The sequence below is a fragment of the Limosilactobacillus reuteri genome (assembly GCF_013694365.1).
GTDB classification, from domain to species: Bacteria; Bacillota; Bacilli; order Lactobacillales; family Lactobacillaceae; genus Limosilactobacillus; species Limosilactobacillus reuteri_E.
Window position 1 is genome coordinate 314,473 of the sequence record NZ_CP059275.1, and the last position, 26,894, is coordinate 341,366.

Annotated in this window: 26 protein-coding genes (2 of these 26 only partly in view); all 26 read left to right on the top strand. The window is 38.7% G+C overall.

What is annotated here, in order from left to right:
* Tightly spaced (each overlapping or abutting the next), the 26 genes in view from HHK02_RS01920 to HHK02_RS02045 form a layout consistent with a single transcriptional unit that may run on beyond the window.
* Nucleotides 1-437, top strand: partial view of a uracil-DNA glycosylase gene (locus HHK02_RS01920; protein WP_078009667.1) — the 3' portion only. It extends 217 nt beyond the left edge of the window; the window shows 437 of its 654 coding nt (coding positions 218-654); its start codon lies off the left edge, out of view; its stop codon occupies nucleotides 435-437.
* Entirely contained in the window at nucleotides 438-1,805 is a 1,368-nt protein-coding gene (locus HHK02_RS01925) for a threonine/serine exporter family protein (protein ID WP_152744409.1), read from the top strand.
* A complete protein-coding gene (locus HHK02_RS01930) occupies nucleotides 1,806-2,693 on the top strand; it encodes a LysR family transcriptional regulator (RefSeq protein WP_181462696.1) in 888 nt (295 codons plus the stop codon).
* On the top strand, nucleotides 2,694-3,485 hold the full coding sequence (locus tag HHK02_RS01935; RefSeq protein ID WP_152744411.1) for an alpha/beta fold hydrolase: 792 nt from the start codon (nucleotides 2,694-2,696) through the stop codon (nucleotides 3,483-3,485). It begins immediately after the preceding gene.
* A complete protein-coding gene (gene citG / locus HHK02_RS01940; protein WP_152744413.1) occupies nucleotides 3,486-4,913 on the top strand; it encodes a triphosphoribosyl-dephospho-CoA synthase CitG in 1,428 nt (475 codons plus the stop codon).
* Entirely contained in the window at nucleotides 4,914-6,452 is a 1,539-nt protein-coding gene (citF, locus tag HHK02_RS01945) for a citrate lyase subunit alpha (protein WP_152744415.1), read from the top strand.
* Nucleotides 6,453-7,358 carry a citrate (pro-3S)-lyase subunit beta gene (gene citE / locus HHK02_RS01950; protein WP_003670699.1) on the top strand — a complete coding sequence of 302 codons (906 nt, stop codon included), beginning with the start codon at nucleotides 6,453-6,455 and terminating at the stop codon, nucleotides 7,356-7,358.
* A complete protein-coding gene (gene citD / locus HHK02_RS01955) occupies nucleotides 7,359-7,652 on the top strand; it encodes a citrate lyase acyl carrier protein (RefSeq protein ID WP_003670701.1) in 294 nt (97 codons plus the stop codon). It begins immediately after the preceding gene.
* Nucleotides 7,653-8,696 carry a [citrate (pro-3S)-lyase] ligase gene (citC, locus tag HHK02_RS01960; protein ID WP_152744418.1) on the top strand — a complete coding sequence of 348 codons (1,044 nt, stop codon included), beginning with the start codon at nucleotides 7,653-7,655 and terminating at the stop codon, nucleotides 8,694-8,696.
* Entirely contained in the window at nucleotides 8,697-9,854 is a 1,158-nt protein-coding gene (locus HHK02_RS01965) for an NAD(P)-dependent malic enzyme (protein ID WP_003670706.1), read from the top strand. It begins immediately after the preceding gene.
* Complete coding sequence (locus tag HHK02_RS01970; RefSeq protein ID WP_035159809.1) at nucleotides 9,855-10,799, top strand: sugar-binding transcriptional regulator; 945 nt, start codon at nucleotides 9,855-9,857, stop codon at nucleotides 10,797-10,799.
* Nucleotides 10,800-12,221: a DASS family sodium-coupled anion symporter gene (locus HHK02_RS01975; RefSeq protein WP_098046803.1), complete on the top strand. Its 1,422-nt coding sequence runs from the start codon at nucleotides 10,800-10,802 to the stop codon at nucleotides 12,219-12,221.
* Complete coding sequence (locus HHK02_RS01980; RefSeq protein WP_152744420.1) at nucleotides 12,222-13,163, top strand: L-lactate dehydrogenase; 942 nt, start codon at nucleotides 12,222-12,224, stop codon at nucleotides 13,161-13,163.
* Nucleotides 13,164-14,558: a flavocytochrome c gene (locus HHK02_RS01985; RefSeq protein ID WP_181462697.1), complete on the top strand. Its 1,395-nt coding sequence runs from the start codon at nucleotides 13,164-13,166 to the stop codon at nucleotides 14,556-14,558.
* Complete coding sequence (locus HHK02_RS01990) at nucleotides 14,559-15,947, top strand: class II fumarate hydratase (RefSeq protein ID WP_003670715.1); 1,389 nt, start codon at nucleotides 14,559-14,561, stop codon at nucleotides 15,945-15,947.
* Nucleotides 15,948-17,576 carry a malolactic enzyme gene (locus HHK02_RS01995; protein ID WP_152744425.1) on the top strand — a complete coding sequence of 543 codons (1,629 nt, stop codon included), beginning with the start codon at nucleotides 15,948-15,950 and terminating at the stop codon, nucleotides 17,574-17,576.
* Complete coding sequence (locus tag HHK02_RS02000) at nucleotides 17,577-18,458, top strand: LysR family transcriptional regulator (RefSeq protein ID WP_003670718.1); 882 nt, start codon at nucleotides 17,577-17,579, stop codon at nucleotides 18,456-18,458.
* Nucleotides 18,459-19,052, top strand: a complete 594-nt coding sequence (locus HHK02_RS02005) for a peptidylprolyl isomerase (RefSeq protein ID WP_003670720.1) — start codon at nucleotides 18,459-18,461, stop codon at nucleotides 19,050-19,052.
* Nucleotides 19,053-20,099 (top strand): zinc-dependent alcohol dehydrogenase family protein, encoded by a 1,047-nt coding sequence (locus HHK02_RS02010; protein ID WP_078009663.1) that lies wholly within the window; start codon nucleotides 19,053-19,055, stop codon nucleotides 20,097-20,099. It abuts the gene before it with no gap.
* Nucleotides 20,100-21,638, top strand: a complete 1,539-nt coding sequence (locus HHK02_RS02015; RefSeq protein WP_078009682.1) for an IS1096 element passenger TnpR family protein — start codon at nucleotides 20,100-20,102, stop codon at nucleotides 21,636-21,638.
* Nucleotides 21,639-22,799 (top strand): RNA-guided endonuclease TnpB family protein, encoded by a 1,161-nt coding sequence (locus HHK02_RS02020; protein WP_180874804.1) that lies wholly within the window; start codon nucleotides 21,639-21,641, stop codon nucleotides 22,797-22,799. It abuts the gene before it with no gap.
* Complete coding sequence (locus HHK02_RS02025) at nucleotides 22,800-24,197, top strand: DUF2252 domain-containing protein (protein ID WP_181462698.1); 1,398 nt, start codon at nucleotides 22,800-22,802, stop codon at nucleotides 24,195-24,197.
* Nucleotides 24,198-24,371 carry a hypothetical protein gene (locus HHK02_RS02030; protein WP_181462699.1) on the top strand — a complete coding sequence of 58 codons (174 nt, stop codon included), beginning with the start codon at nucleotides 24,198-24,200 and terminating at the stop codon, nucleotides 24,369-24,371.
* Nucleotides 24,372-25,409 (top strand): aldose epimerase family protein, encoded by a 1,038-nt coding sequence (locus tag HHK02_RS02035; protein ID WP_085679004.1) that lies wholly within the window; start codon nucleotides 24,372-24,374, stop codon nucleotides 25,407-25,409.
* The gene (locus tag HHK02_RS02040; protein WP_003668870.1) at nucleotides 25,410-25,850 is read left to right on the top strand and encodes a hypothetical protein; all 441 of its coding nucleotides are present in this window, start codon (nucleotides 25,410-25,412) and stop codon (nucleotides 25,848-25,850) included. It abuts the gene before it with no gap.
* On the top strand, nucleotides 25,851-26,894 hold the 5' portion of the coding sequence (locus HHK02_RS02045; RefSeq protein ID WP_098046620.1) for a D-alanyl-D-alanine carboxypeptidase family protein. 201 nt of this gene lie beyond the right edge of the window; only the first 1,044 of its 1,245 coding nucleotides appear in the window; its start codon is at nucleotides 25,851-25,853; its stop codon lies off the right edge, out of view.

Below are 26,894 nucleotides of genomic sequence, written 5' to 3' on the forward strand. Positions count from 1 at the left end.
GTTCAACCGTTTATATTACTAGTGTAGTTCGTCAACGGCCTTATAGTATTAAGAAGGCAATTGATAAGAAGACAGGTGAAGTAATTGAAAAACGGCCTAACCGGACGCCAACTAAAAAAGAAGTCTTAGCATTTGCTCCTTTGTTTGATTGGGAACTGGCTCAAGTTAAGCCGAAAATTATTGTTACGCTTGGCAATACGGCTTTACAACGGCTGCTTGGTAGTCAGGCCAATATTGGTAAGCTTCATGGGCAACTTCTCCACGAAAAGATTCAACGGACTAATGATGCGCATGATGGTTATGAGTTGACGACTGATAAGCATTGGATTATGCCGATGTATCATCCGGCCGCAGTACTCTATGCCCGCCGATTGGAGCCTACTATTAAAGCTGACTGGCAACAGTTAGGGCAGGACATTAAGAAAATGAAAAAATAATTGAGTAAGGATAAAGAGATCTCAGCGAATGATTTTGAGCCGACTGAACATTTGTCTGATAAGCATCATATGGCGATTCCATGGCATGACTTTTTTACAAATGATAATTTCACCCCTGCGTATGAGGCTAATTTAGTAGAACGAGCAGCGATTGTCGGGCGAATTGGATTAATGATGCTTTCTTATGGAACAGGGGCATGGCGAGTCCGTGATTCAATGAATACAGTTGCCCGGACGCTAAAAATGACTTGTTCGGTCGATATTGGGTTAGTTTCCCTCGAGTATACCTGTATGGATGCCCATCATAGCTATACGCAGGCAATATCTTTGCCAAGCACAAGTGTAAATACGACAAAACTTTCGCAGATGGAACGATTTATTAAAGAATTTGACCAGAATGGGAGTGAGATGACAATTGGAGAAATTCACTCCCGTTTGGAGGAAATTGCCCACTCAAAAGGGAATTACGCTCCTTACCAAGTAGGATTAGCAGCCGCTCTGGCATGTAGCGCCTTCGTCTTTTTACTCGGTGGTGGACCAGTTGAAATGTTTTGTAGTTTTATCGGGGCTGGCCTCGGAAACTATGTCCGTCGTAAGATGATTGACCATCACATTACCTTATTTGCGGGAGTAGCGGTTGCTGTTGCAGTTGCGTGCCTTTCTTACCTGCTGGCTTTAAGTTTGATGCAATTAACGTTTAATGTGAGTTCGCGTCATGAAGCAGGGTATATCGGCGCAATGCTGTTTATTATTCCAGGATTTCCATTTATTACTAGTGGCCTTGATATTTCAAAACTTGATATGCGGTCCGGGCTTGAACGGATGACCTATGCAATCGCAATTATTACAGTTGCTACCTTGGTCGGGTGGATTGTAGCATTAATGGTTAACCTGCGTCCTGAGAATTTTCAAGCATTGCCGCTATCTGCATTAATGCTCTTTTTACTCCGGTTGCCAGCCAGCTTTTGTGGGGTGTTTGGCTTCTCAATAATGTTTAACAGTACGCCTAAAATGGCGGCTATTGCCGGTTGTATTGGGGCGATTGCTAATACTTTACGCTTAGAATTAACGGGCTTGACCGGAATACCGGCAGGGGCAGCCGCATTTTTAGGGGCGTTAGTTGCCGGGTTATTGGCATCAATTGTTAAACGTAAAATCCAATATCCACAAATTTCAATCACGGTTCCATCGATTGTTATTATGGTCCCGGGACTTTATATGTATCGGGCAATGTATAATATCGGTTTAACTTCGATTAGTGTAGGAACGCTTTGGATGACCAAGGCGCTTATGATTGTTGTATTTTTACCAATGGGATTGATCGCTGCTCGTATTCTTACAGATTCTAAGTGGCGACATAATGGATAGATGAATACTCGTGATTTGCAATACTTTGCCATGCTAGTTAAATTAAAAAATTATACACAAGTAGCAAAGTATTTTAATGTTTCTCAACCTAGTATTACCCAGGCAATTCGTCGCCTTGAGCAAGAATTTGACACAAAATTAGTGCGCAAAGATCGTGTTCATAGGGATGAAATGATTACGCGCAGTGGGCAGTTACTATATGAAAAAGCGTTGGCGATAAACAAAAAAATAGACATTGCCCATCAAGAAATAGCACGGTCTGATCAGCGACAAATAAAATTCGGTCTTCCGCCAATTATTGGAAAAATGTATATTTCACATATTATCGGCAATCTTTCTAAGCAGCTTCTTCAACGAATAAAAATCGTTTCTGTGGGGTCGCATGAATTGCTAAGTGAATTACAAGCAGGAAAGATCGATATTGCCATGCTGGGTTCGATTGCACCAATTGATCAAAACGGTATTTTTGCGGAATTAATAACTGCGCGACCATTTAGTATCATCGTAAGTGCTGATCATCCGCTTGCAAAGAAAAAGGAAGTCAGTTTTCAAGACTTAACTAACGAAATCTTTATTAATTATGACCAGCAATATGTGCATAAAGCTGCCTTTCAAGCCTATTCTACCTATGCCCAAATTAATCCACAAATGGCAATTTATAAGGTGCCAAATGTTTCCTGGATTAAAGAGTTGGTACGGCAAAATAAGGGAATTAGTTTGATGGTTAAAGATGCGGTAAAGGATGAACCAGGAATTGTCGCCCTCGATATTAAAGACCCAATTCCGGAAAAATTTTTTATTTCGCTTGCTACACGGGAGGATTACATTTTAAGCGATGATGAGCAGCAATTAATCACTAAATTAAAAGAAATTACTCCCGTCGCTTGAATGGACTTCAAAACAAGTGATGGGATAAGAATTAATTACTATATTTATGGTACTGGGAAACCAGTTGTTTTAATTCATGGCTTTGGCGGCTATCAACAAATATGGTGTTTACAAATTGAAAACTTAATTCAGCAAGGTTATCAAGTAATTACGTATGATCAGCGAAATCATGGAGCATCAACTAGAGATGAGCAGTTAGATTCTATTGAGCCTTTAATAAAGGATTTGTATGAACTATTAAATCATTTGAATGTAACAAAACCTTTTCTAATAGGGCATTCTATGGGAGCATCTGTAATATATGGATTTTTATCATATTATACTGATTTTCCGTTAAGTGGTGTAATAGCAATTGATCAATCTCCAAAGATGCTTAATACGGTTCAATGGCCTTATGGATATATGGATGTCACAAGGGCATCGTATAAATTAAAATTGAAAGAGCATGGTAATGTTAGAGAGACATTAAATGGGGTACCATCTCAAGTAATATCAAAATTAGAGCCAGAAAAAGAAATGTTTCCATTTATTAGGGCCGAAAATCTTCCCTTACTCTATGATCACGCTAAACGGGATTGGCGATTAACACTTGAAAAAATTAATATTCCAACATTGTTAGTTACCGCAAATCAAAGTCCATATTTTAATGGTAAATTTGCGGATGTTATGAGACAAGCTAATCCACAGTTTATCTCGCATCAAGCTGTTGATCAAAGTGGTCATGTAATAATGGCAGAACAAGCAAACAAATTTAATAAAATAATGGACAATTACTTAAAAGAACATCAATAAATGCAAACTATTTTTGATCACGGTGAATACCAAGACATTCTTGCCGTTTTAAAAAATAAGGATGAGCGTGTAAAAATACAAAACCAGTTATTGAAAACTAATCCATCAATGACTGTTGTAGCAGCTAAATTAAATATTCCTGGTCCAATAAAGAATAATAAAAAGATAGAGTCATTTTTTATAGCTGGTCTCAATGAATTTGAAAAAATGTTATTAGATGCTGGAATTGTTTTTATTTCAAAAAAAGAGTGGCTGGATAAGAAAACCGGTCCAGAACGCTTCTATCTTGTTGATACGGGAGCAATTTTAGTAAAAGAGATTACGAGTCATTTTGAAGAATTGAAGCCAAGTTATCGTTTATTTGACTTAGATGTGCTGGCTAATGATAGTGGAACAATAAAATCACTATCAAGGTCAGATGTAAATCAACCTGCTAGAAAGTGTTTAATTTGTGGTCGCCCAGCTAAAGAATGTGGTCGCTCCCGTCGACATTCGGTTGAAGAGTTACAAGAAAAAGTTAGTCAGCTAGTTTGCGTAGAATTGGTATATCAAGAAAAAGAAAACATTGCAAATTGGTTAACTCAACTTGCACAACGAGCTCTTTTATATGAAGTATCTGCTTGGCCTAAGCCCGGATTAGTGGATCCAGTTGAACATGGAGCACACTTAGATATGGACATATTTACGTTTATTAATAGTTCTATTAGTTTGCGTAACTATCTTCATCAAGCAGCATTACTGGGAATAATGAGTCGTTCTGCTAATTTATCATTGATATTTGAAAAGTTACGTGAATATGGTAAAAAAGCTGAGAAAACAATGTTTGTTGCTACAAATAATGTTAATACTCATAAAGGAGCAGTTTTTTCATTGGGAGTATTTGTTACAGCAACAGCCTACAGCTTACAGCATCTAAAACGATTTGATGCAAATGATATTAAAAACGTGATTAAAAAGATGTTAAAAAATTTGATTAATGATGATCTAAAACACCTTTCATCGAAAAAAATTTTAACTGCGGGTGAGAAACAATATTTAAAATACGGCCTTTCTGGTATTCGAGGAGAAGCACACGCTGGATACCCGACAGTTTTTAAGTATGGGTTACCGACCTTATTAACATCAAACTATGATTGGAATAGTCGAATTTTAATAACTTTTTTAGAATTAGCTTTACATATTGAAGATTCGACCTTAATTAAAAGAGCGGGGGATCCGGCTATTCAAGAATGGAAAAATAAAGAAATTAAAGAGTGTTTAAGTCTTGGTGGAATAAGGACTAAAGCTGGGCAACAAAAATTAACTGAAATTGAAGAAAAATTTACTCAGCAAAATTTAAGCCTTGGAGGTACTGCTGATTTATTAATAGTTACTATCTTTTTAGCTTTAGTGAAGGAAGGTTTACCTGATGGACTTCAAAACAAGTGATTGAAAAATAAAGTCGGACGCGAAATTTCAGATAAAATTTTAGATTCAACAAACTACAAGCCATTTGAAACTACTGAAATTGGTCATCCAATTGTTCACTATACTGGTCATGATGTTCGTGTTACCAAGGGTGACGATAAGTTAGTAGATTCATTAGATGATGTTATCAAGAATAACTTGAAGGACGGGATGACAATTTCGTTCCACCACCACTTCCGTAATGGTGACTTTGTATTTAACATGGTTATGGATAAAATCATCAAGATGGGTTACAAAGACTTAACTTTGGCTCCATCATCGTTAACTGGGGTAATGAATGATAAGGTAATCGAAGCTATTAAGGCTGGTACAATTACTAACATTACTAGTTCTGGTATGCGTGGAAGTCTTGGAGAAGCCGTTTCTCACGGTTTATTAAAGAATCCGGTTATTTTCCGTTCACATGGTAATCGTGCACGTTCAATTGAAAATGGAAACATTAAAATTGATGTGGCCTTTATTGGTGTTCCTAACTCAGATCGAATGGGAAATGCTAATGGTATGAATGGTGAGTCAGCTTTGGGATCATTAGGTTATGCATTAGTTGATGCCAAATACGCAGATAAAGTTATTCTTGTAACAGATACAATTGCTGATTATCCTAATACACCTGCATCAATCCAACAAACACAAGTAGATTACGTTGTAAAAGTTGATAAAGTTGGGGATCCAGACCGTATTGGTAGTGGTGCAACACGTTTCACTAAGGATCCTAAAGAATTGAAGATTGCAAAGATGGTTAATGATGTAATTGTAAATTCTCCATACTTTAAAGAAGGTTTCTCATTCCAAACTGGTACTGGTGGAGCTGCTTTAGCTGTTACCCGTTTCCTTCGTCAAGCAATGATTGATAACAACATTACTGCTTCCTTTACTTGTGGTGGAACTACTTCGCCAATCGTTAAACTTTTAGAAGAAGGATTAGTAAAGAAAGTTATGGATGTTCAAGATTTTGATAAGGGTGCTGCTTCAAGTATGAAGAGCAATCCTGGTCAAATTGAAATTGACGGATCATGGTATGCTGATCCTGATAACAAGGGAGCAATGGTTGATCAACTGGACATTGCAATTCTTTCTGCTTTGGAAATCGATACTGATTTCAATGTTAATGTTTTAACTGGATCTAATGGTGAAATTCGTGGTGCTGTTGGTGGACACCAAGATGCTGGTACTGCAAAGATGACAATTATTTCTGCCCCATTAACTCGTGGTCGGATTGCAACAATTGTACCAGCTGTTAATTCAGTAACTACCCCAGGTTCATCAATTGATGTTGTTGTTACTGAAGTAGGGGTTGCTGTAAATCCTGCACGTAAAGATTTAATTGAAGCATTCAAGAATGTGCCAAGTATTCCATTGATTTCAATTGAAGAATTACAACAACATGCAGAAAAGATTGTTGGTAAGCCAGAAAAGATTGAATATACTGATCGAACAGTTGCACTTGTTGAATATCGTGATGGTACTTTAATTGATGAAATTAAACAAATTAAGGACTAAATGGAAGAACGTTTACGTCGGACAATGATGTTTGTTCCAGGTAACAATGCCGGAATGGTAAAGGATGCTGGTATTTACGGTGCCGACTCCATTATGTTTGACTTGGAAGATTCAGTTTCAATGGCAGAAAAAGATGCTGCCCGGATGTTAGTTTATCAAGCTCTTCAAACACAAGATTATGGTGATTCAGAATTAGTTGTTCGTGTTAATGGAATTGATACACCATTTTTTAAGAATGATGTTTTCGCAATGGTAAAAGCTGGTATTCAAGTTGTTCGTTTGCCAAAAGTAGAATCAGCTCAAATGATGCTAGATCTTGTAAAAGTAGTAGAAGAAGCTGAAAACAAATTTGGTATTAAGCCAGGGACAACGCATGTTATGGCAGCTATTGAAAGTGCTAAGGGAGTACTTAATGCACCAGAAATTGCTGCAAGTACTGACCGGATGATTGGTTTGGCACTTTCTGCTGAAGACTATACGACTGATATGAAGACTCATCGTTACCCAGATGGAGCAGAACTTGAGTTTGCTCGAAACATGATTCTTCATGCAGCACGTGCCGCTGGTATTGCAGCCTTTGATACTGTCTTTACTAATATGAATGATGTAGAAGGCTTTAAACGTGAAACTGAACACATTCATGAATTAGGATTTGACGGTAAATCTCTTGTTAACCCTCGTCAAATTGATTGGGTAAATAAGATTTATGAACCAACCAAGAAAGAAATTGAAAATGCATTGGACGTTGAAGCTGCAATTGAAGAAGCACACCAAAAGGGTTCAGGTGTTATCTCAATGAACGGTCAAATGGTTGACCGCCCAGTTGTATTACGTGCACAACGGGTAATTCGTTTAGCAAAGGCTTCTAACTTGATCAATGAGGAGGGCGAATACATTGAAAAATAAATGGATATTAAGAAGACTGCATTAGCAGGAACTTTGGAATCTTCCGATATTCAAATTACTTTGAGCCAAGGTAATAATGGTATCAACATTGACTTAGATTCCTCTGTGGAAGAACTTTATGGTAATCAAATTCGTAAGGTGATTACTGATACTTTAACTGCTTATGGAATTGATAATGCCAATGTTAAAGCTGTGGATAAAGGAGCTTTAGATTGTGTAATTAAAGCACGGACAATGGCTGCTGCTCAACGTGCTCTTGATACAGCAGATCAACCAGACTGGGAGGTATTTTAAATGGAAGTTCGTGAAATTAACATTCATTTAAAACGCAATTTGACCAAGTGGCAAAAGTTCTTGCGGTTCAATGGAATTGAAGTTTTTTCTGAAAAAGAAACATCTTCTATTGATAAGACTTTTGTATGGGAAGAAAATGGTGAGATTTTAGCAACTGGATCAATTGCTGGTAATGTATTGAAGTATATTGCAATTTGTTCAAAAGTTCAGGGACATGGTGAAACATTTAACAGTTTGGTTAGTAAATTAGAAAACGAAGCTGCAATGATGGGGCGCTTTCATTTGTTTGTTTTTACGAAACCACAATATAGTCAAAGTTTCCAGTATGTTGGATTTCATGAATTAGCAAAAGTAGAACAAGGAACTGTATTAGAAAGTGGAACCCCTGATATTCATGACTATATTTCGTCTTTGCCACACTTTAACGATCAAGAAAGAAACAAGATCGCGGGAATTGTTATGAACGCTAATCCTTTTACAAACGGACATCGTTACCTAGTTGAAACTGCTAGTAAAGAAAATGATCATGTGTATGTTTTCGTTGTTAGTGAAGATGTTTCTATTTTTTCATTTTCTGAACGCTTTAAATTAGTTAAAGCTGGAGTGGCTGATTTACCAAATGTTATAGTAGTACCAGGTAAGGAATACATGGTTAGTTATGCTACGTTTCCAGCATACTTTTTAAAAGATGATCAAAATGTTGGAAGATTTCAAGCTTCCTTGGATGCAACCCTTTTTAAGGAACAAATTGCAAAACCACTTAATATAACATCTCGATATCTTGGGAATGAACCATATTCCAAAACAACAAATATATATAATGAAGAGTTAAATAGGGTTCTACCACCTGATGTTGAAGTAAAGATTATTGATCGAAAGAAAAACAAGGATCAGGATATTATTTCAGCAACGAAGGTACGAGCAGCAATTGCTAATGATAATATTGAGTTAGTAAAAAAGTATGTTCCAGATACAACGCTCGAATTTATTAAAAACAACTGGTCTGAGCTTCAAACTCGGATAAAGGAAGGAAGTATTAAATAAATGGAAGATAAAGAAATACTCTCAATGCATGCTAAGAACCAAGGAGTACTTAATATTGCACCTCAATTTGAAGTGAAAAATCGAAAAGAATTAGGTGAAGCGTATACTCCAGGAGTTGCGATAATCTCTAAGCTTATAGAACGTTATCCCGAACTAAAGGATAAATATACTCTTAGTGGAAAACTTGTAGCATTAGTAACAGATGGCTCTGCTGTTTTGGGATTAGGAAACATTGGCCCAGCCGGTGGTCTTCCAGTTGTTGAGGGGAAAGCATTACTTTATAAGGATTTGGCTAATGTTAATGCACTACCTTTAACTGTTGAGCAAGTTCCTGTTAATGAATTTGTAGCAACATTAAAGAATATGCAGGAATCTTTTGCGGGTTTTCATTTAGAAGATATTAAAGCACCTCGTTGTTTTGAAATCGAAGAGAAATTGTCTAAAGTAGTTAATATTCCAGTTTATCATGATGATCAAGAAGGAACAGCAATTGTTGTTTTGGCTGGATTAATTAATGCTGCTAGAGTAGTAAAGAAAAATCTGAAAGATTTGAAAGTCATAATTAATGGAGTTGGAGCGTCAGGAGTTGCAACAGCTCGATTACTTTTTGCGGCAGGTATTAAAAATATTACATTTGTTGATATTGATGGGCCAGTGCATGTTGATAGTCAAAATTATAATCATTATCAAACAGATTTAGTAAAACAAAGTGCTGATCAAACTCCTTATAAGAATTTAAGTGAAGCGGTAAAGGATCGGGATGTTTTTATCGGTCTTTCTGATGCAGATGTTTTAACAAGTGAACAAGTAAAGACAATGGCTAAGAATCCAATTATTTTTGCACTTGCAAATCCAAAGCCTGAGATTGATCCTCAAATTGCAAAAGATGCAGATGCAGCAGTAATGGCAACTGGCTCAAGTCAATATCCAAATCAAGTAAATAATATTTTGGTATTTCCCGGGTTATATAAAGGATTATTATCAGCTGATTTAAATAAAGTCGATTTTGGCCTTGAAAAAGCAATTGCTTCTGCATTAGCAAATATGATTTCTAATCCAACAGCTGAAAAAATTGTTCCTGGAGTATTTGATGATGGTGTAGTAAATACAGTAGCTAAAGCTGTTCAACATTATGCAAGTCAAAAGAATAACGATTAGATGAACTCACAGCATCAACAATTACTCGGTAACCTTGCACAAGATTATTACCTTAGCAAAATGGCAATTAGTGATATTTCTAAAAAATATAATCTTAGTCGCTACCTCATTATGAAATACCTTGATGAAGCATTTTCAAGCGGGATTGTTGATATAAGCATTCATACAGATTATGACCGAAATGCTCAACTAGAACGCGAATTATCAAATAGTTTTGATATAAAAAATGTCTATGTTATTAAAGATCCAAGCAACCCCTTGGACCGCGATAAAATCATTGCTAACTTTGCAGCTAATCAGATCCAATCTCTTATTAAAGAATATAAAATAATCGGATTATCGTGGGGGGAAACAATTTATACTATTCTTGATCATTTCAGCAAACACTCTTCCCGCAATTTAGTTTTCACACAATTTATGGGTGAAAATATGAAATATAAATCTTCTGCCGCATCAATGCGAATGGTACAAAAAGCTGCATCCAAATATGATTGTCCTTATTACACCATTCCCGGACCACTTTATATTCTTAATGACGAAGCAAGAAATGACCTATATTCCGAACCGGCTTTTACAGAAGCATTTAAGGTTGCCAATAAAATGGAAATGATTGTTTGTGGATTAGGCACTCTCCAATCAATAGACAGTATCCCTGCTTGGCATGATTATAAAAAGAGGTTATTTAAAGGAGTTAGTTTAAACCAAATTGCTGGAATGGCATTTGGTCGTCCATATGATATTAACGGTAACTTTCTAATTCATCCCACTAACGATAAAACTCTCTCTATCCCTTTAAATAAAATTCTTAACGTTCCTATACGCTTTGCTATTGTTCAACGCAAATCAAAATATCAAGCCGCTTTAGGAGCCCTTCGTGGAGGTTTATTTACTGATATGATACTTACAGAATCAATCGCTTTACGAATTATTGAAGAGTTAAGATAAATGGGATTAGCTAAATTTAAAGCTAAGGCATGGGCATGGCCCGTTGCTGTTGGCTTAATCTTATGGTTCTGCGGTCCGATCCGTCCTGATGGCGTTTCTATGGCTGCTTGGCATATGTTTGCTATTTTCGTAGCAACGATTGTGGGATGTATCACCCAGCCGTTACCGATTGCCGGAACGACTTTAGTTGGGTTCACAATTATGGTCTTGGTTGGCATTGTACCGATGGAAGAGGCATTAAAGGCCTTTGAAAATTCGTCATCATGGCTGATTGCAATGGCCTTCCTACTTTCCCGTGGTTTTATTAAAACGGGATTAGGTCGGCGAATTGCTTTGGTCTTTGTTCGTAGTTTTGGGCAACATAGTTTGGGGTTAGCATACTCCATTATGGGAATTGATTTGGTTACTTCACCAGCCATTCCAAGTAATACTGCCCGGGCTGGTGGGGTAGTTTATCCAATTATTAAGTCCTTAGCTGAAACTTATGGGTCTGACCCAAAGAAAGGTACTCGGAAAAAGATAGGTTCTTTCCTAGTTTTCACTGAATTCCACAGTAATTTGATTACTTCCGCAACCTTCATGACGGCTATGGCACCAAACTTGGTTGTAGTTGCCTTAGCTAAGACATTAAACATTAATATTACTTGGGTTGGATGGTTTGTAGCCGGAGTTCTTCCTAGTGTACTTTGTTTAATTGCTGTGCCATACATTATCTACAAGATGTACCCACCAGAAATCAAAGAAACACCAAACGCTAAGACTTGGGCTAATAGCGAACTTGAAAAGATGGGTAGCATGAAGCTTTCTGAAAAGCTCATGGGGCTTATTTTCTTATTGACTCTTGTTTTATGGATGTTGACTAGTTTTATTCCTGCTATTAACGCGACTTTTGTGGCTTTCTTAGCAATTGCTCTTCTGCTTATTACTGGCGTGTTGGAAACTAAGGACGTCTTGAACGAATCTGGTGCTTGGAATGTATTGATTTGGCTTTCAATCTTAGTATTCATGGCTAGTGAATTGACTAAGTTAGGCTTCATTAAATGGTTCTCTAACAGTATTGAAGGTGCCCTTCACGGAGTTAGCTGGATTTGGGTATTAGTTGTATTAGTAGTTGTCTACTTCTACGCTCACTATTTCTTTGCCAGTGCTACTGCTCACGTTACTGCAATGTACACGGCTTTCGTTTCTGTAGCGATTGCTGCTGGAGCACCAGCAATGTTAACTGCAATGCTCCTTGCCTTCACTTCTGCTATCATGGGTTCTACTACTCACTATGCTAACGGACCAGCTTCGATTTTATCATCATCTGGTTACGTTACTCAGAGCGAATGGTGGAAGATGAACTTTATATTAGGTATCTTCTACTTACTTGTTTACGGTATTATTGGAACCTTCTGGATGCGCCTAATTGGCATTTCGTAGATGTTAGGACATCATCATAAAGTTGTGCTTGTTGGTGATGGAGCTGTAGGATCATCATTCGCATTCTCACTCCTTCAAACAACACAAGAAATTGATGAATTAGTTATTGTTGACCTAAAGAAAGAAAAGGCAACTGGAGAATCATTGGATTTACAAGATATTACTCCACTAACTAGTCCAGTCAACATTCACGCAGGGGATTATTCTGATGCTACAGATGCTGATGTTGTAGTTATTACTGCTGGAGTTCCACGCAAGCCAGGCGAGACTCGTTTGGATCTTGTTTCAAAGAACACAAAGATTCTTTCAACTATTGTTAACCCAATTGTTGAAAGTGGATTCAACGGCATTTTTGTTGTATCAAGTAATCCTGTTGATATTTTAACTACAGTGACACAACAACTTTCTGGATTCCCTAAGCATCGTGTTATCGGAACTGGTACTTCATTAGACACGGCTCGATTGAATGTACTTTTATCTGAAAAGTTAAATGTTCCAGTAAATGAAATTGATGCTTTAGTTTTAGGGGAACATGGAGATACATCGTTTGGTGCATTCGATGAAGCCACTATTAATGGAAAACCGTTAAAAGAAGTTACTGATTTAACTGCTCAGGACTATAGTGAACTTGAAAAAGCAGTTAAAGAACGTGGTGGTAAGATTATCGAAGGAAAAGGAGCTACTTTCTATGGAGTAGCTAAATATCTTGCTTATATTGTAAAAGCGATTATTGAAAATCGTAATATCATGCTCCCAATATCAGCCCCTTTAATGGGACAATATGGGATTAATGATTTGTATCTTGGAATACCTGCAATTGTTAATCGAACAGGAATAGAAAAAGTCGTTGATTACGGACTTTCGGATACAGAAATCGAAAAACTAAAATACTCTGCTGCTAAGATGAAAGATGTCTTAGATGGTGTGGTTATTAAGAATTAAATGGCTGAAAAGTTCCAACCATTATCTGTAAGTAAATTAGATAATGATTACGATGTTATTGTAATTGGTTCTGGTGGAACAGGTCTTTCCGCAGCAATTCAAGCAAACGAATTGGGAATGAAGACGGTCGTTCTTGAAAAGGAAGAAGAACTTGGCGGAAATACTAACCGGGCTTCTTCAGGAATGAACGCCGCTGAAACCAATGTGCAATTACAACATGGAGTAATTGATAACGTTGCCGATTTCTACCATGAAACATACAAAGATGGTGGACGTCTAAACGATAAGGATATGCTAGGTTACTTTGTATATCATACAGCTCCAGCAATCGACTGGTTAGCTGATCATGGGATTAAGCTTGATGACATTACAATTACTGGTGGAATGTCTCGTAAGCGTACTCACCGTCCAGCAAGTATGGCGCCAATTGGTGGTTTCTTAGTAAAAAGTTTATTGGAAGTTGTTCAAAAGGAAAACATTCCAGTATTTAATAAGGTTAAAGTTAACAAGCTCTTACAAGATGATGAGGGTAAGGTAATCGGTGTTGAAGCTAATGCTGATGGCCTAATTAAAACCATCCACGCAAAGGCTGTTATCTTAGCTACTGGTGGATTTGGTGCTTCTAAGGAATACATGAAGCGGTTCCGCCCTGACCTTGCTGATTACAAGACTACCAATCAACCAGGAGCAACTGGTGATGGCTTGAAGCTTACTGAAGGCGTTGGCGGTGAATTAATGCAAATGGATCTTGTACAAGTTCACCCAACTGTTCAACAAGATAATCCTCATGTTTACCTTATTGGTGAGGCTGTCCGTGGTGAAGGTGCAATCTTAGTTAATGCTGAAGGTAATCGGTTTGTTAACGAATTAAACACTCGAAAGATTGTTTCTAATGCAATTACTTCCCTTCCAGAACACAGTGCTTACTTAATTTTTGACCAAGGTATTCGTGACCATGCTAAGGCAATTGAATTTTACGATAAAGTTGGTCTTGTTGTTCATGGCGATACGATTGAAGATCTTGCAAAGAACCTCAACATGGATCCTGAGAACTTAAAGAAAACAGTTGCAACATGGAATGAAGCTGTTGAAAATCATGACGATAAAGAATTCCATCGGACAACAGGAATGGATCGTGGAATTACTAAGCCAGGATTCTTTGCAATCCATATTGCACCTGCAATTCACTACACTATGGGTGGTATTCATATTAATACAAAGACTCAAGTGCTTGATGGTAATGGGGATGTAATCAAGGGATTATATGCTGCAGGTGAAGTTGCTGGTGGTTTACATGGTAATAACCGTGTTGGTGGTAACTCAATTGCAGAAACAATTGTCTTTGGACGTCAAGCAGGTCAACAAGTAACTGTTTACGCCCGTGGCTTAAAGTAAATGTCAGAATACCGTACTGAAGAAGATACGTTAGGTCCTGTTAAAATCCCTGCTGAAGCATTATGGGGACCACAAACAGAACGGAGTCGGAATAACTTTCCAACCGGTCAATACATGCCATTAGCAATTATCCGTGCTTTATTGAACATTAAAAAGGCAGCGGCTCAAGCTAATATGGAAACTAAAGCTATCTCTGAAGAAAAGGGTAATTTAATCGTTAAGGCGATTGATGAATTACTCGCATTAAGTGATGAAGAATTGCGGAAGGACTTCCCATTAAAGGTTTACCAAACTGGTTCTGGTACCCAAACCAACATGAACACTAATGAAGTTGTTGCGCACAAGGCTCATGAAATTAACCCTGACATTGAAATCTTACCAAATGATGATGTTAACAAGGGTCAAAGTTCAAACGATACATTCCCAACTGCGATGAATGTAGTTGCTTTAGAAGCGCTTGATAAGTTGAAGCCAGCTGTTCAACATTTAATTGATGAATTAAAGGTTAAGGAAGAGAAGTACATGAAGACTGTTAAAGTTGGACGTACTCACTTGCAAGATGCTGTTCCATTGACATTTGGTCAAGAACTTTCTGGTTATATTGCTTCCTTAGAACATGACCTTGATTACATTAAGACTTTGGAATCAACATTAGATGAATTGGCAATTGGTGGTACTGCTGTTGGTACTGGTTTGAATGCTGCAGAAGGAATGCCTGAAAAGATTGCTGAAAAGCTTAGCGAAGTTTACGGCTTAAACTTGACTGCTGATTCAAACAAGTTCTACGGTTTAGCTAACCACTCTGGTTTAGATGTTGTTCACGGTGCTTTGAAGACATTAGCAGCTGACATGTTCAAGCTTGCTCAAGATATTCGTTTCTTAGCTTCTGGTCCGCGTGCTGGTTACGGTGAATTAAATATCCCAGCTAACGAACCAGGTTCATCAATCATGCCAGGTAAGGTTAACCCAACTCAAGCAGAAGCTGTAACAATGGCTGCTTTACGGGTATTCGGTAACGATACTGTAGTAACAATGGCTTCATCACAAGGTAACTTCGAAATGAATGTTTACAAGCCAGTATTAATCGATGCATTCCTCGAATCAGCTGACTTATTAACTGGAACAATTACTGGATTTGCTGACAAGATGATCCACGGAATGACAGTTAATGAAAAGCGGATGGAAGAATTAGTTGATAATTCATTGATGACTGTTACTGCTTTGTCACCACACATTGGTTACCATGACAGTGCTAAGATTGCTCAAGCTGCTGATAAAGCTGGTAGCACATTAAAAGAAGCTGCTTTGAAGTCTGGTAAGCTTACGGAAGAACAATACGATGAATGGATGGACATGCTTAAGATGACCAACGTTGATCGTGATAAATAAATGTTGCGTAAAGGAATGCAAATATTAAATGATCCCTTTAAGAATAAGGGAACTGCTTTTACAATTGAAGAACGAAAAAAGTATGGTTTATTAGGCTTGTTACCATCTTGTGTAAGAACGATTGAGGAACAGGCAGACGAAATCTACCGGTTATATCAATCTAAGAACTCACAGATTGAACAACGTCACCTATTGATGGAAGTATTCAATACTAACCGTACGCTTTTCTTCTACTTAATGGAAAAACATATTGCGGAATTTATGCCAGTTGTGTATGATCCCGTAATTGCTGAGGCGATTGAGCAATATAATGAACGTTACATTAAGCCGCAAGATGCTGCATATTTGAGCATTGAGCATCCTGACTTAATTAAAGAGGAACTTGCTGATGCCGCTGATGGTCGTGATATTCGCCTTATCGTTGTTACAGATGCTGAAGGAATCCTTGGTATTGGTGACTGGGGTGTAAATGGGGTTGACATTTCTGTTGGGAAATTAATGGTTTACACAGCAGCGGCTGGGATTGATCCATCCCAAGTGCTCCCGGTTTCTATTGATGCTGGGACGAATAATGAAAAATTACTTAAGGATCCGCACTATCTTGGCAATCGGATGAAGCGGGTTGAAGGACAACCTTACTTTGACTTCATCAATAAGTTTGTTGATGCAGTTGAAGGATTGTTCCCTAAGAGTTTATTACACTTTGAAGATTTTGGTCGGGGAACGGCTGCACGGATTCTTGATAAGTACCAGGATAAAATTTTGACCTTTAATGATGATATTCAAGGAACCGGAATTATTGCCTTAGCTGGTGTGCTAGGAGCCATGAATATCTCAAAAGAAAAGTTAACGGATCAAACATTCTTAACATTTGGTGCGGGTACTGCTGGAATGGGAATCGCTAAGATGCTTTATGACGAATTGATCCGTCAAGGCCTCACACCCGAAGAAGCAAAGAAGCACTTCTACCTTGTTGACAAGCAAGGATTATTGTTTGACGATACGCCCGGCTTAACACCAAAGCAAAAGCCATTTACCCGTCAACGGAGCGAATTTGCTAATGCTGATGAATTAACTAATTTACTTGCGGTTGTTAAAGCTGTTCACCCAACAGTAATGATTGGTACATCTACTCAGCCAGGAAGTTTTGATGAAGCGGTTGTAAAGGAAATGGCAGCCCATACTCCACGGCCTGTTATTTTCCCACTCTCTAACCCAACTAAGTTAGCAGAGGCAAAAGCAGCCGACCTTCTCAAGTGGACTGATGGAAAAGCATTGATTGCAACGGGAATTCCGGTTAAAGATATCGAGTATAACGGAACTGTTTACCAAATTGGGCAAGCTAACAATGCGTTAGTTTATCCTGGAGTTGGTTTTGGTGCCTTGGCTGCTGAAGCTAAAGTGTTAAATGATACTATGCTTGCTGCAGCTGCTCATGCTTTAAGTGGCTTGGTTGATCCTGAAAAGCCAGGAGCGGCGGTATTACCTCCTGTTTCTAAGTTAACAGAATTTTCTAAGCGAGTGGCTGAACGAGTAGCCGAATCTGCTATCGACCAAGGCTTAGCAGGCGATGGAATTACCGATGCGAAGAAAGCGGTAGAAGAGAAAATTTGGAAGCCTCAATATTAAATGAAATTAAACGACCTAAAATATTATCAAGCACTGGTAAAATATAAAAATTTTTCGCAAGTTGCAGCAAAATTCAATGTCAGTCAACCTACTATTACAATGGCTATCCAACGACTAGAAAAAGATTTTGGGACGTCATTTTTTGTTCGTGACCATGTCCATAAACAATTGCATATCACGCCGACTGGTAAGCAATTCGCCATTCACGTTGACGTTATTTTAAACGAATTAAAGATTGCTCACCAAGAAATCAATCAAGCTGAATCATCCAGTATTCGCTTTGGGCTGCCACCTATTATCGGCAATTACTACTTTCCGCCATTAACCCCGCTATTAATGCGAGAAGGCCTTTTAAGCCACTTGGAAACCTCTGAGCATGGTTCTAAGGAAATTCTCAAGATGCTTAAACACGGTCACCTTGATTTGGCATTGCTTGGATCGCTTAACCCCCTAAAGGAAGTGGGGCTAAAAACTACTGAACTGGCTGAGTATCCCTTTAAGATTATTGTTAGCAAGCGTCATCCCCTCGCTGCTAAAAAGGAGATTGATTTTGCTACGCTTAAAAATGAACGCTTTATTGTTCCTGATACTGAATTCTTTCATGAGCAAGCTTTTAAGCAAATTTCTCATTTAGCTCATTTTCGTCCCCAAGTCATCTACCGAACCGCTGACATTCACGTTATCAAAACCATGGTTGCAGAAAATCTTGGAATTGCTTATTTAACAAGTTTGGCGATTACCCCAGAAGATAATATCCATTCCATAAATGTTACTAGCCCGTTAAAACAATCGTTCCGTCTGTCAGCTGTTACTCGTTCAACTGAATTATTAACAGCTCCCAAGCAAAAACTATGGGATCTCTTAACTACAAAAAAGGAATGAATGAAATATCCCCAATTATCATTGGATGAGGTTAAAGGACCAAAAGCAGTAATTGAAACTACAATGGGAACAATTACGGCCCAACTTTTTCCAAAGTACGCACCTAAAACGGTTGAAAACTTTGTTAAATTAGCAGAGAAAAATTATTATGACGATGTAATTTTTCACCGGGTTATTCCTGATTTTATGATTCAAGGTGGTGACCCAACTGGAACCGGACGTGGTGGCGAAAGTATTTATGGTCACCCATTTGAAGACGAATTTTCTGAAGAATTATTTAACTTCACTGGTGCTCTGTCAATGGCTAATGCTGGTCCGAACACAAATGGCAGTCAATTCTTTATTGTCACTAATGAACATGTTCCAGAAAATATGATTGATCAAATGAAGGCTGTTGGATACCCGCAGGAGATTATTGATTATTACGAAAAACATGGTGGTACACCGTGGCTTGACTTCCATCACACCGTATTTGGCCAAGTATTATCCGGAATGGATGTTGTCGAAAAGATCAGCAAAGTTAAGCGAGATGCGATGGATAAGCCTGAAAAAGACGTTATTATTAAGACAATTAAGATTGAAAAAGAGAAATAAATGGAAAAACGCGAAAATGCTATTCCGAAAACAATGAAGGCTTGGGCAGTCACAACTCCTGGGCCGATTGATGGTAAGAAATCACCAATTGAATTTACCGAAAAGCCCGTGCCGACTCCTAAACGGGGAGAAGTCCTTGTTAAGGTATTAACGTGTGGGGTATGTCATACAGACTTGCATGTGACAGAAGGAGATTTGCCGGTTCACCACGAACACGTTACTCCTGGTCATGAGATTGTTGGTAAAGTTGTCGGTTTTGGACCAGAAACACAACGATTTAAGCTTGGGGAGCGAATTGGGGTTCCATGGTTCCGGCATGCTTGTGGGGTATGCAAGTTTTGTCGCTCGGGTCATGAGAATCTCTGTCCTCATTCACTTTATACCGGTTGGGATCATGATGGTGGTTATGCAGAATATGTCACGGTTCCAGAAGGATTTGCATATCGGCTTCCGGAAAAGTTTGATTCCCTAGAGGCAGCTCCATTATTATGTGCCGGGATTATTGGTTATCGGGCTTTTGAACGTGCCAATGTTCCCGCTGGTGGCCGCCTAGGGCTATATGGCTTTGGTGGCTCAGCGCACATTACGGCCCAGATTGCACTTGCACAGGGAATTGAAGTGCATGTCTTTACGCGTGGTGAGGATGCAAAGAAATTCGCCCTGGAATTGGGTTGTGCTTCTGTTCAAGGATCCTATGACCCTGCGCCGGTTCCTTTGGATTCGTCAATCATCTTTGCGCCAGTTGGTGATATGGTATTACCGGCCTTAGCTAGTCTAGTTCCAGGCGGGACTTTGGCCTTAGCTGGCATTCATATGACTGATATTCCAATGATGAATTACCAAAAAGAAATATTCCACGAAAAGACATTAACGAGTGTTGAGAGCAATACCCGTCGTGATGGGGAAGAATTCTTAACATTAGCTGACCGTCTCAATATCCATCCTGAAGTACACGAATATCCACTAGCAAAGGCTGATGAAGCATTACGCTATGTTAAACATGGCGATATTAAGGGAGCTTGTGTATTACGTGTTAGTGAGGACTAAGTGATTATTGCAGTGGAAAATTCACTTGCCCAACATTTGCATATTAATTCACAGGTGATTGCACCATCTGATCTATTAGAGACAAATGTTTGGACAATTCGTGTTACTGGTGAATTCATGATTATTATGAATAACTTAATGTCGTTGCCAATTATTGTACGCTATCCTCAACGCTTTAATGACTCACGATCTTTTATTGCGGCATTTAAGCGTGAATTCTTAAGTTTATTAGAAGTTTCGCCAATTCCTCATGCAAAAATTAGGATGATTCGTGACGCCCAATTTAGCAAAGTAGTATTTACACGCCAAATTCAGCCAGAAACTCAACAGCAATTGCAGATGTATCAGAACCTCATGATGGGGCCTAATTCAATTATTGATTGGGAAAAAGACCCGACCAATGCTGAAATTGCGCTTCAATTAGCGGAACAGACACGTATTACCAATAAGACAATGGATGAAGAATATGTTGTAATGGATATTTTTGAAGACTATTCAGTTACGGACTTTAAGGTGGCTACTCACCCTAAACTTAATGAACATAACCGTCGCTATCTTTACCGCTCACTTTCAATTAACGATATCATGAATGCAACGGCGGTCGGAGAAAAGATTTTAGATGATTATCAAGATTATTTAGAAAGTCGTGGGAAGAGCGAGAGCATCGTTGATCGAGATTTAGATTGTGCTGCAGATTATATCGGCTACTGTGAGGCACTCGGTGAATCTGTTCTTGACGATATTACCTTGGTCTATCACTATTTAATTAACTATGAAAAACTACATAATGATCGTCCGACTGATACCGGCTTTCATTCTAAAAGTGATGCCTTTCGCGAATTTGGAAAGTTTTTACGGGCAGAAGATCTTTTCTCTAGTGAGGACTACGATTTGTTTGTTCAAGCAATTAGTCAGGGGCTAAAAGATCTTGGTTCTAAACAGCGGATGTACCACCTACAACGTATAATTCGTGATATGCAGCGGCAAGTAAGAAATCAACGCGAGCATGCAATCCAATATGTTAATAAACAATATACTATTTATGTTGAGCTAAGTGATTATCATCCTAAAATGTGGCGGCGATTTACCGTCAGCGGTGATATGCGCCTGGACATGTTGTGCTTTGCAATTTTAGCAGCATTTAACGCGGACGGACACCACTTATTTGAACTGCATCAAGGAAATACTCACTATCAGTTGCCGATTCTTGATAGTGGCTTTGGTCAATCAAAAGATATTACTCAAAGTTGGGTAGGCGATTGTAATCTTGACCATGAATATAACCTAATATATGACTTTGGTGATATGTGGAACTTTAAAATTAAGTTTGAGGAAGTAAAGCCGAAACGACTTCCAGCTCATACTAGTCCCCAAATTGTTAGCGGTTTTGGAAATGGAATCTTAGATGATATTGGAGGAGTAGAAGGGCTGACTCAAGCGGCAAAAGATGATCCAGCTATTAATGAGCCGTTAAACATTCCAAAATTTAAGGGTCAATGGTCTCGTCAAATTGAAAAAATACGACACTCTTATGAATAAATGACCACAGTTTTGAAAGGGATCAAGCTTCGCTTGTATCCCAACAAGCAACAACAAGCTCAACTATGTCAAATGTTTGGCAATGACCCCTTTGTTTGGAACCAGATGCTTGATATGGCAAAACAACGTTATCAAAACAATCCTAATAGCCAGTTTGTTGATCAATATGGCATGGATGTATTGTTGAAACCTTTGAAGCAGGAATATCCATTTCTAAAACGTAGTGATTCTACCAGTCTCCAAGTTGTTAATCATAACTTATATCAGGCCTTTCAAAGATTATTTAAGCATCTGGGTGGTTACCCACGCTTTAAATCCAGACGGTCTGCTAAGCAGTCCTATACTGGTAAAAGCAAAATTCAAATAGTGGCGAACCGCTATTTGAATTTACCCAAAATTGGCTATATTAAAACCAGCAAAACTCGCCAGTTAACTCATTGTAAGATCAAACGCTATACGGTTAGTTACGATCCGTCAGGTCGTTATTACCTGTCACTACAGGTTGAGACCACAGTACAGCCACTATCGAAGACTAGTCAACAGGTCGGCATTGACGTTGGCGCAACTAATTTAGCCATTACTAGTGACGGCCATAAGTATGCTAAATTTGACGCTGTCTGGTTAACTCAACAGGCGCAACATTGGCAGTCTAAGTATAGTCACCGCCGTCATCAAGCCACGGTGAGTGTCCGTCAATGGAACCATAACCATCAGGACGTCAAAGAGGAACTGAATGACTACCAGAACTGGCAACGAGCTCGAATTCAGAAAGCTCGCTATCAACGACGAGTCGCTGATCAGCGGCGCGATTACCTGCATAAGCTGACGATGGCATTGGTCACGCAATACGATGTGATTGTCATTGAAGATTTGAAAGTCAAGAATCTGCAAAAGAATCATCATCTTGCCGCGGCCATTGCCAACGCTAGTTGGCATCAATTCCGTACCATGCTGGGATACAAGTGTGACTGGTATGGTAAACAGCTCATTACTGTCAAGCCCAACTATACCAGTCAAATCTGTAGTCATTGTGACTACCATAGTGGGTCCAAACCGCTCGCAATTCGTGAATGGACGTGTCCAAAGTGTGGGGCCCATCACGATCGGGATATTAATGCGGCAGTTAATATTCTGCATAAAGGGTTAAAAGCCGTTGGCTAGTTGATCAATCAAAATCTCGATATCTTTGACTTACGAAAAATTCAAATCAATAAAACTAAAGCTGAATTGGAAAATAATGGTAAGCGGCAGCAAAAAGAAGTCTCTAGTGACATGTTAGGAACCTTCATGCCAGTTGATCGCGACCCCGTCAAGATAATCCAGATCACTGAAGCTAACATGATCCCCGAGTTGCTTCCATTGCGCCACCAAAGAATGCTTGCCAGTCGCTTTTCATTTTTCCGCGGCACTGCTGAATTAATGGAACATGACCTTAAACGACAAGCCCAAAGCAATCTTCCCATAATTATCTGTGGGGATGCTCATGTAAACAATTTTGGCTTTTACGCCTCCCCTGAACGCAAGCTTCTCTTTGGCCTTAATGACTTTGATGAAGCCCGAATCGGAAATTGGGAAAGTGATTTAAAACGGTTATTAGTTAGTGCTGAACTAGCGGGCGAAGAGAACGGTTTTGATCGCAATGACCTTTACCACCTCCTTCAATTAACGACTAAGACCTACCGCCATACTATCAAAAGCGCCAATAAGATGAGCCTTTCCCAACTGTTTTATTTTTCATTTGCCTATGAAGACATGGGGAAAGCGATTGAGTCTTTTGGGGATGTTTCAACACAGATGCAAATAGTCCTTAATAATGTTCTGAAAAAAAGCCAGCGTAGTAATTCAGAAGAAATAATTCAAAAAATGGCAACTATCAATAATCAAGGGCACCTTGTTTTTCGGGATAACCCACCACGTGCACGCCATCTTAGCGCCGTGCGTTATCAACAGATTGTTAAAGGATACAATAAATATCGCGAAAATGTTCGTCAAGATGTTCGGGTTCTTCTCGCAAACTTTCACATTTCCGATATTATCCGCTATAGTGTCGGGGTTGGCAGTTTTGGAACACGATGTTTCTTAATCATGCTTACTGGCAATGATAATAGTCATATTGTTTTACAAGTTAAAGAAGCTATGCCATTGCGTTATAATTTACTTTCCCTCCCCGTACAACAAGCAATTAGAAATGGGGGAATCGCTGGTCAAAGAATTGTAACAGCACAACGGGTTCTCCAATCCTCATCCGATCGTTTTTTAGGAAGTACAACTTTTGGTGGCCGTAGTTATTACATTCGACAGTTCCGGGATATGAAAAAATCAATTAATGTTAATAAACTTGACTTTGAAAGTTTTCAATTCTACTGCCAGACGTGCGCTTATTTGCTAGCGATGGCTCATTTTCAAAGCCCCACCGCACCAATGATCCGTGGTTATTTAAAGCATCAGAAGATATTAGATACTCTTTTACCAAATTGGGCTTTAAAGTATGTCGATCAAGTCACAGCAGACTATGGACAATTCAAATTGGCAATCGCTAAAGGAAAATTAATAAATTAAATGACCAAAAATAGATGGGACAAATTTAAAAAGAATTTTAGTAAAAATTTTATCGACTTTTTAATGATTTTCGCTGCTGAGCAAGATTTTATTAATAAGCATCGCCGTAAAAGTAGTGTAATCAAGGAACAAGACCGTTATGGAAGTGATCAGCGAAAAAAGTCTGAAAAATAGATGGAAATATCTAAAGTACCATTTGGAACCTACAAAGGCGATCCAGTAACAAAATACATTTTAACGAACGATAATGGTGTTCAAGTAGGAATTCTTGATTTTGCCGGTTTACTTCAATCTTTTAAAGTTCCAACAAAAGATGGTGGTAAGGCCGATATGATTTTGACCTCTGAAAACCTCGACGAATTTACTAATAATGGCTTTTGTACTAATCGCTTAATCGGCCGGGTTGCTGGACGAATTGCAGATGGTAAGTTCAGTATTAACGGTAACGATTACCAAATCGAACAAAACGAAGGTAAAAATGCTCTTCATGGTGGAACTAATGGTTTTTACAGTCACATTTGGCATGTTGATAGCACGAAAGCAACTGATGATTCTGTTTCCATCACTCTTAGTTTAACCTTAAGTCCTGAAGTTGATACATACCCTGGTAAGATGCATGTTACTGCAACCTACACTTTAACTAATGACGACTTTCTTTCACTTAAGATGGCGGCTACTACTGATGCAGATACGTTGTTCAATCCTACCAACCACACTTACTGGAATATGGCAGCAGCAAATGTTCCAACGGTTGATCAATTAAAGCTTTATGTCAACTCCGAAAATCACTTAGCTGTTGACGACGGCAAGATTCCAACTGGTGAAAAGATCGCTAACGAAGGAACTCCATTTGACTTTAGTACCCCAACTACAATGGGCGATGCACTAGAAAAAATGAGTTCAACTAAGGAAAACGGTTTTGACGATATTTGGGAAGTTACTCCTAGTCTCACAAAGCCAGTTGCCACACTTGAAGATCCAGAAAGCGGCCGAAAGATGAGTCTTTACTCCGATCGTAACGGATTAGTTATGTATACGATGAACTCAGATGATGCAGCGGTTTACAATCACGGACAAGTTCATCCCCACCTTGGATTAGCAATGGAAGCGCAAAATCTTTCGGATGCACCTCATCACCCAGAATTTGGCGATATTACTTTACATCCGGGCGAAGAAAAAGCATACACCATTAAATGGCACGTTGAATACTAAATGGCTGATTACGCAAAACGTCAACTTAAGGCTTTGGATCGTATTGCAAAGAAGATTGCAGATGCTGAAGGACACTTAACAAAGATTGAAGATAGTGTTGACAATGAGAAGCACCGTACTGCTCAACACGAAACAATTAAGGATATTAAGTCAATCCTTAAGCATGCTTGGAAAGTAGATAAGGACTCAGTAAAGCTTGAAGAACGTGCTGGTGAAGGTCGTAAAGATCCAGCAGAAAATCACTATGTTTACATGGAAGATGAAGAAGGCGTTATTAAGGACCTTAACAAGGAATTTAAGGAACTTGATGAAAAGCTAGCAGCTCTTACCGATGATGAAGGTGGCAAGATCAAGGCATTCCGTGCAGAACACCACTACCTTGAAAAGGCAAAGGAAATCCTTCAAAAGGCTGGGAAGTATAACCCAGATGACAAAGACTAAATGAAAAAAGTTAAATCTTTTTTTGCCAAATTATTATTAATGACGGCAATAATTAGTATCTGTTTAAATGGCTTGGGGATGTTCGCAAAAGTTCATGCTGATACTGCGGCTTTTCAGATGGATGCACGAGCAGCTTATGCGATTGATGCAGAAAGTGGCCAGGTTCTATACCAAAAAAATGCAACTAAACGCTATCCAATTGCATCTGTAATTAAAATCTTAACTTTAGGAGTAATTTTACAAGATATTCGAAACCATCATTTAAAATGGGATCAAAAGATTAAGATTACACCAGCAGTTGCCAAGATGGCGGATGATTGGCACTTTTCAAATGTCCCATTAATGAATGGGGAAGAATACACAGTCCGTCAGTTAGTTGATTCGATGATGCTCGTATCTGCTGATGGAAGTACAGAAGCATTGGCATTAGCTGACGCGGGCAGTACAGAAGCCTTTAATAAAAAGATGATGGCATTTGCGAAAAAAGCTGGAGTTACAGATATAAAAATCTACAATATGATCGGGTTGCCTAACGGGGACTTAGGAAAACACAAACTTAAGGGTGTAGATAAAGATGCCGAAAACTTACTATCTGCTAAAGATGTTGCTCTTATCTCAAAGTATCTTGTTGAAAACTATCCTGAAACTCTCGACATTACAAAACAAAAATTTGCTAACTTTGATGTAACTAAAGACCAACAATATTTAATGACAAATGTGAATGCTCTTTTGCCGCAAAACGGTTTCGCTCCTAAGGATGGGGAAATTGACGGCTTAAAGACTGGAAATACTGATCGTGCGGGTAAATGTATTGTGTCAACAGGAACCTTTGCAGGACGCCGGATTATTTTAGTTGCCTTACATACAAAAGGGGAATGGAATGATCAGTCAAAGATGCAGCAAGACTTTTATAATAAGTTAATCGATGAGTACCAGCCGGTTGAAATCAAAAAAGTAAATGATCTTTCGGCCAAGCTTACTAGTGTAAAAGTAAAGAATGGTAAAAATAAAAATAAGGCTAATATTAAGCTAACAAAGAAGACT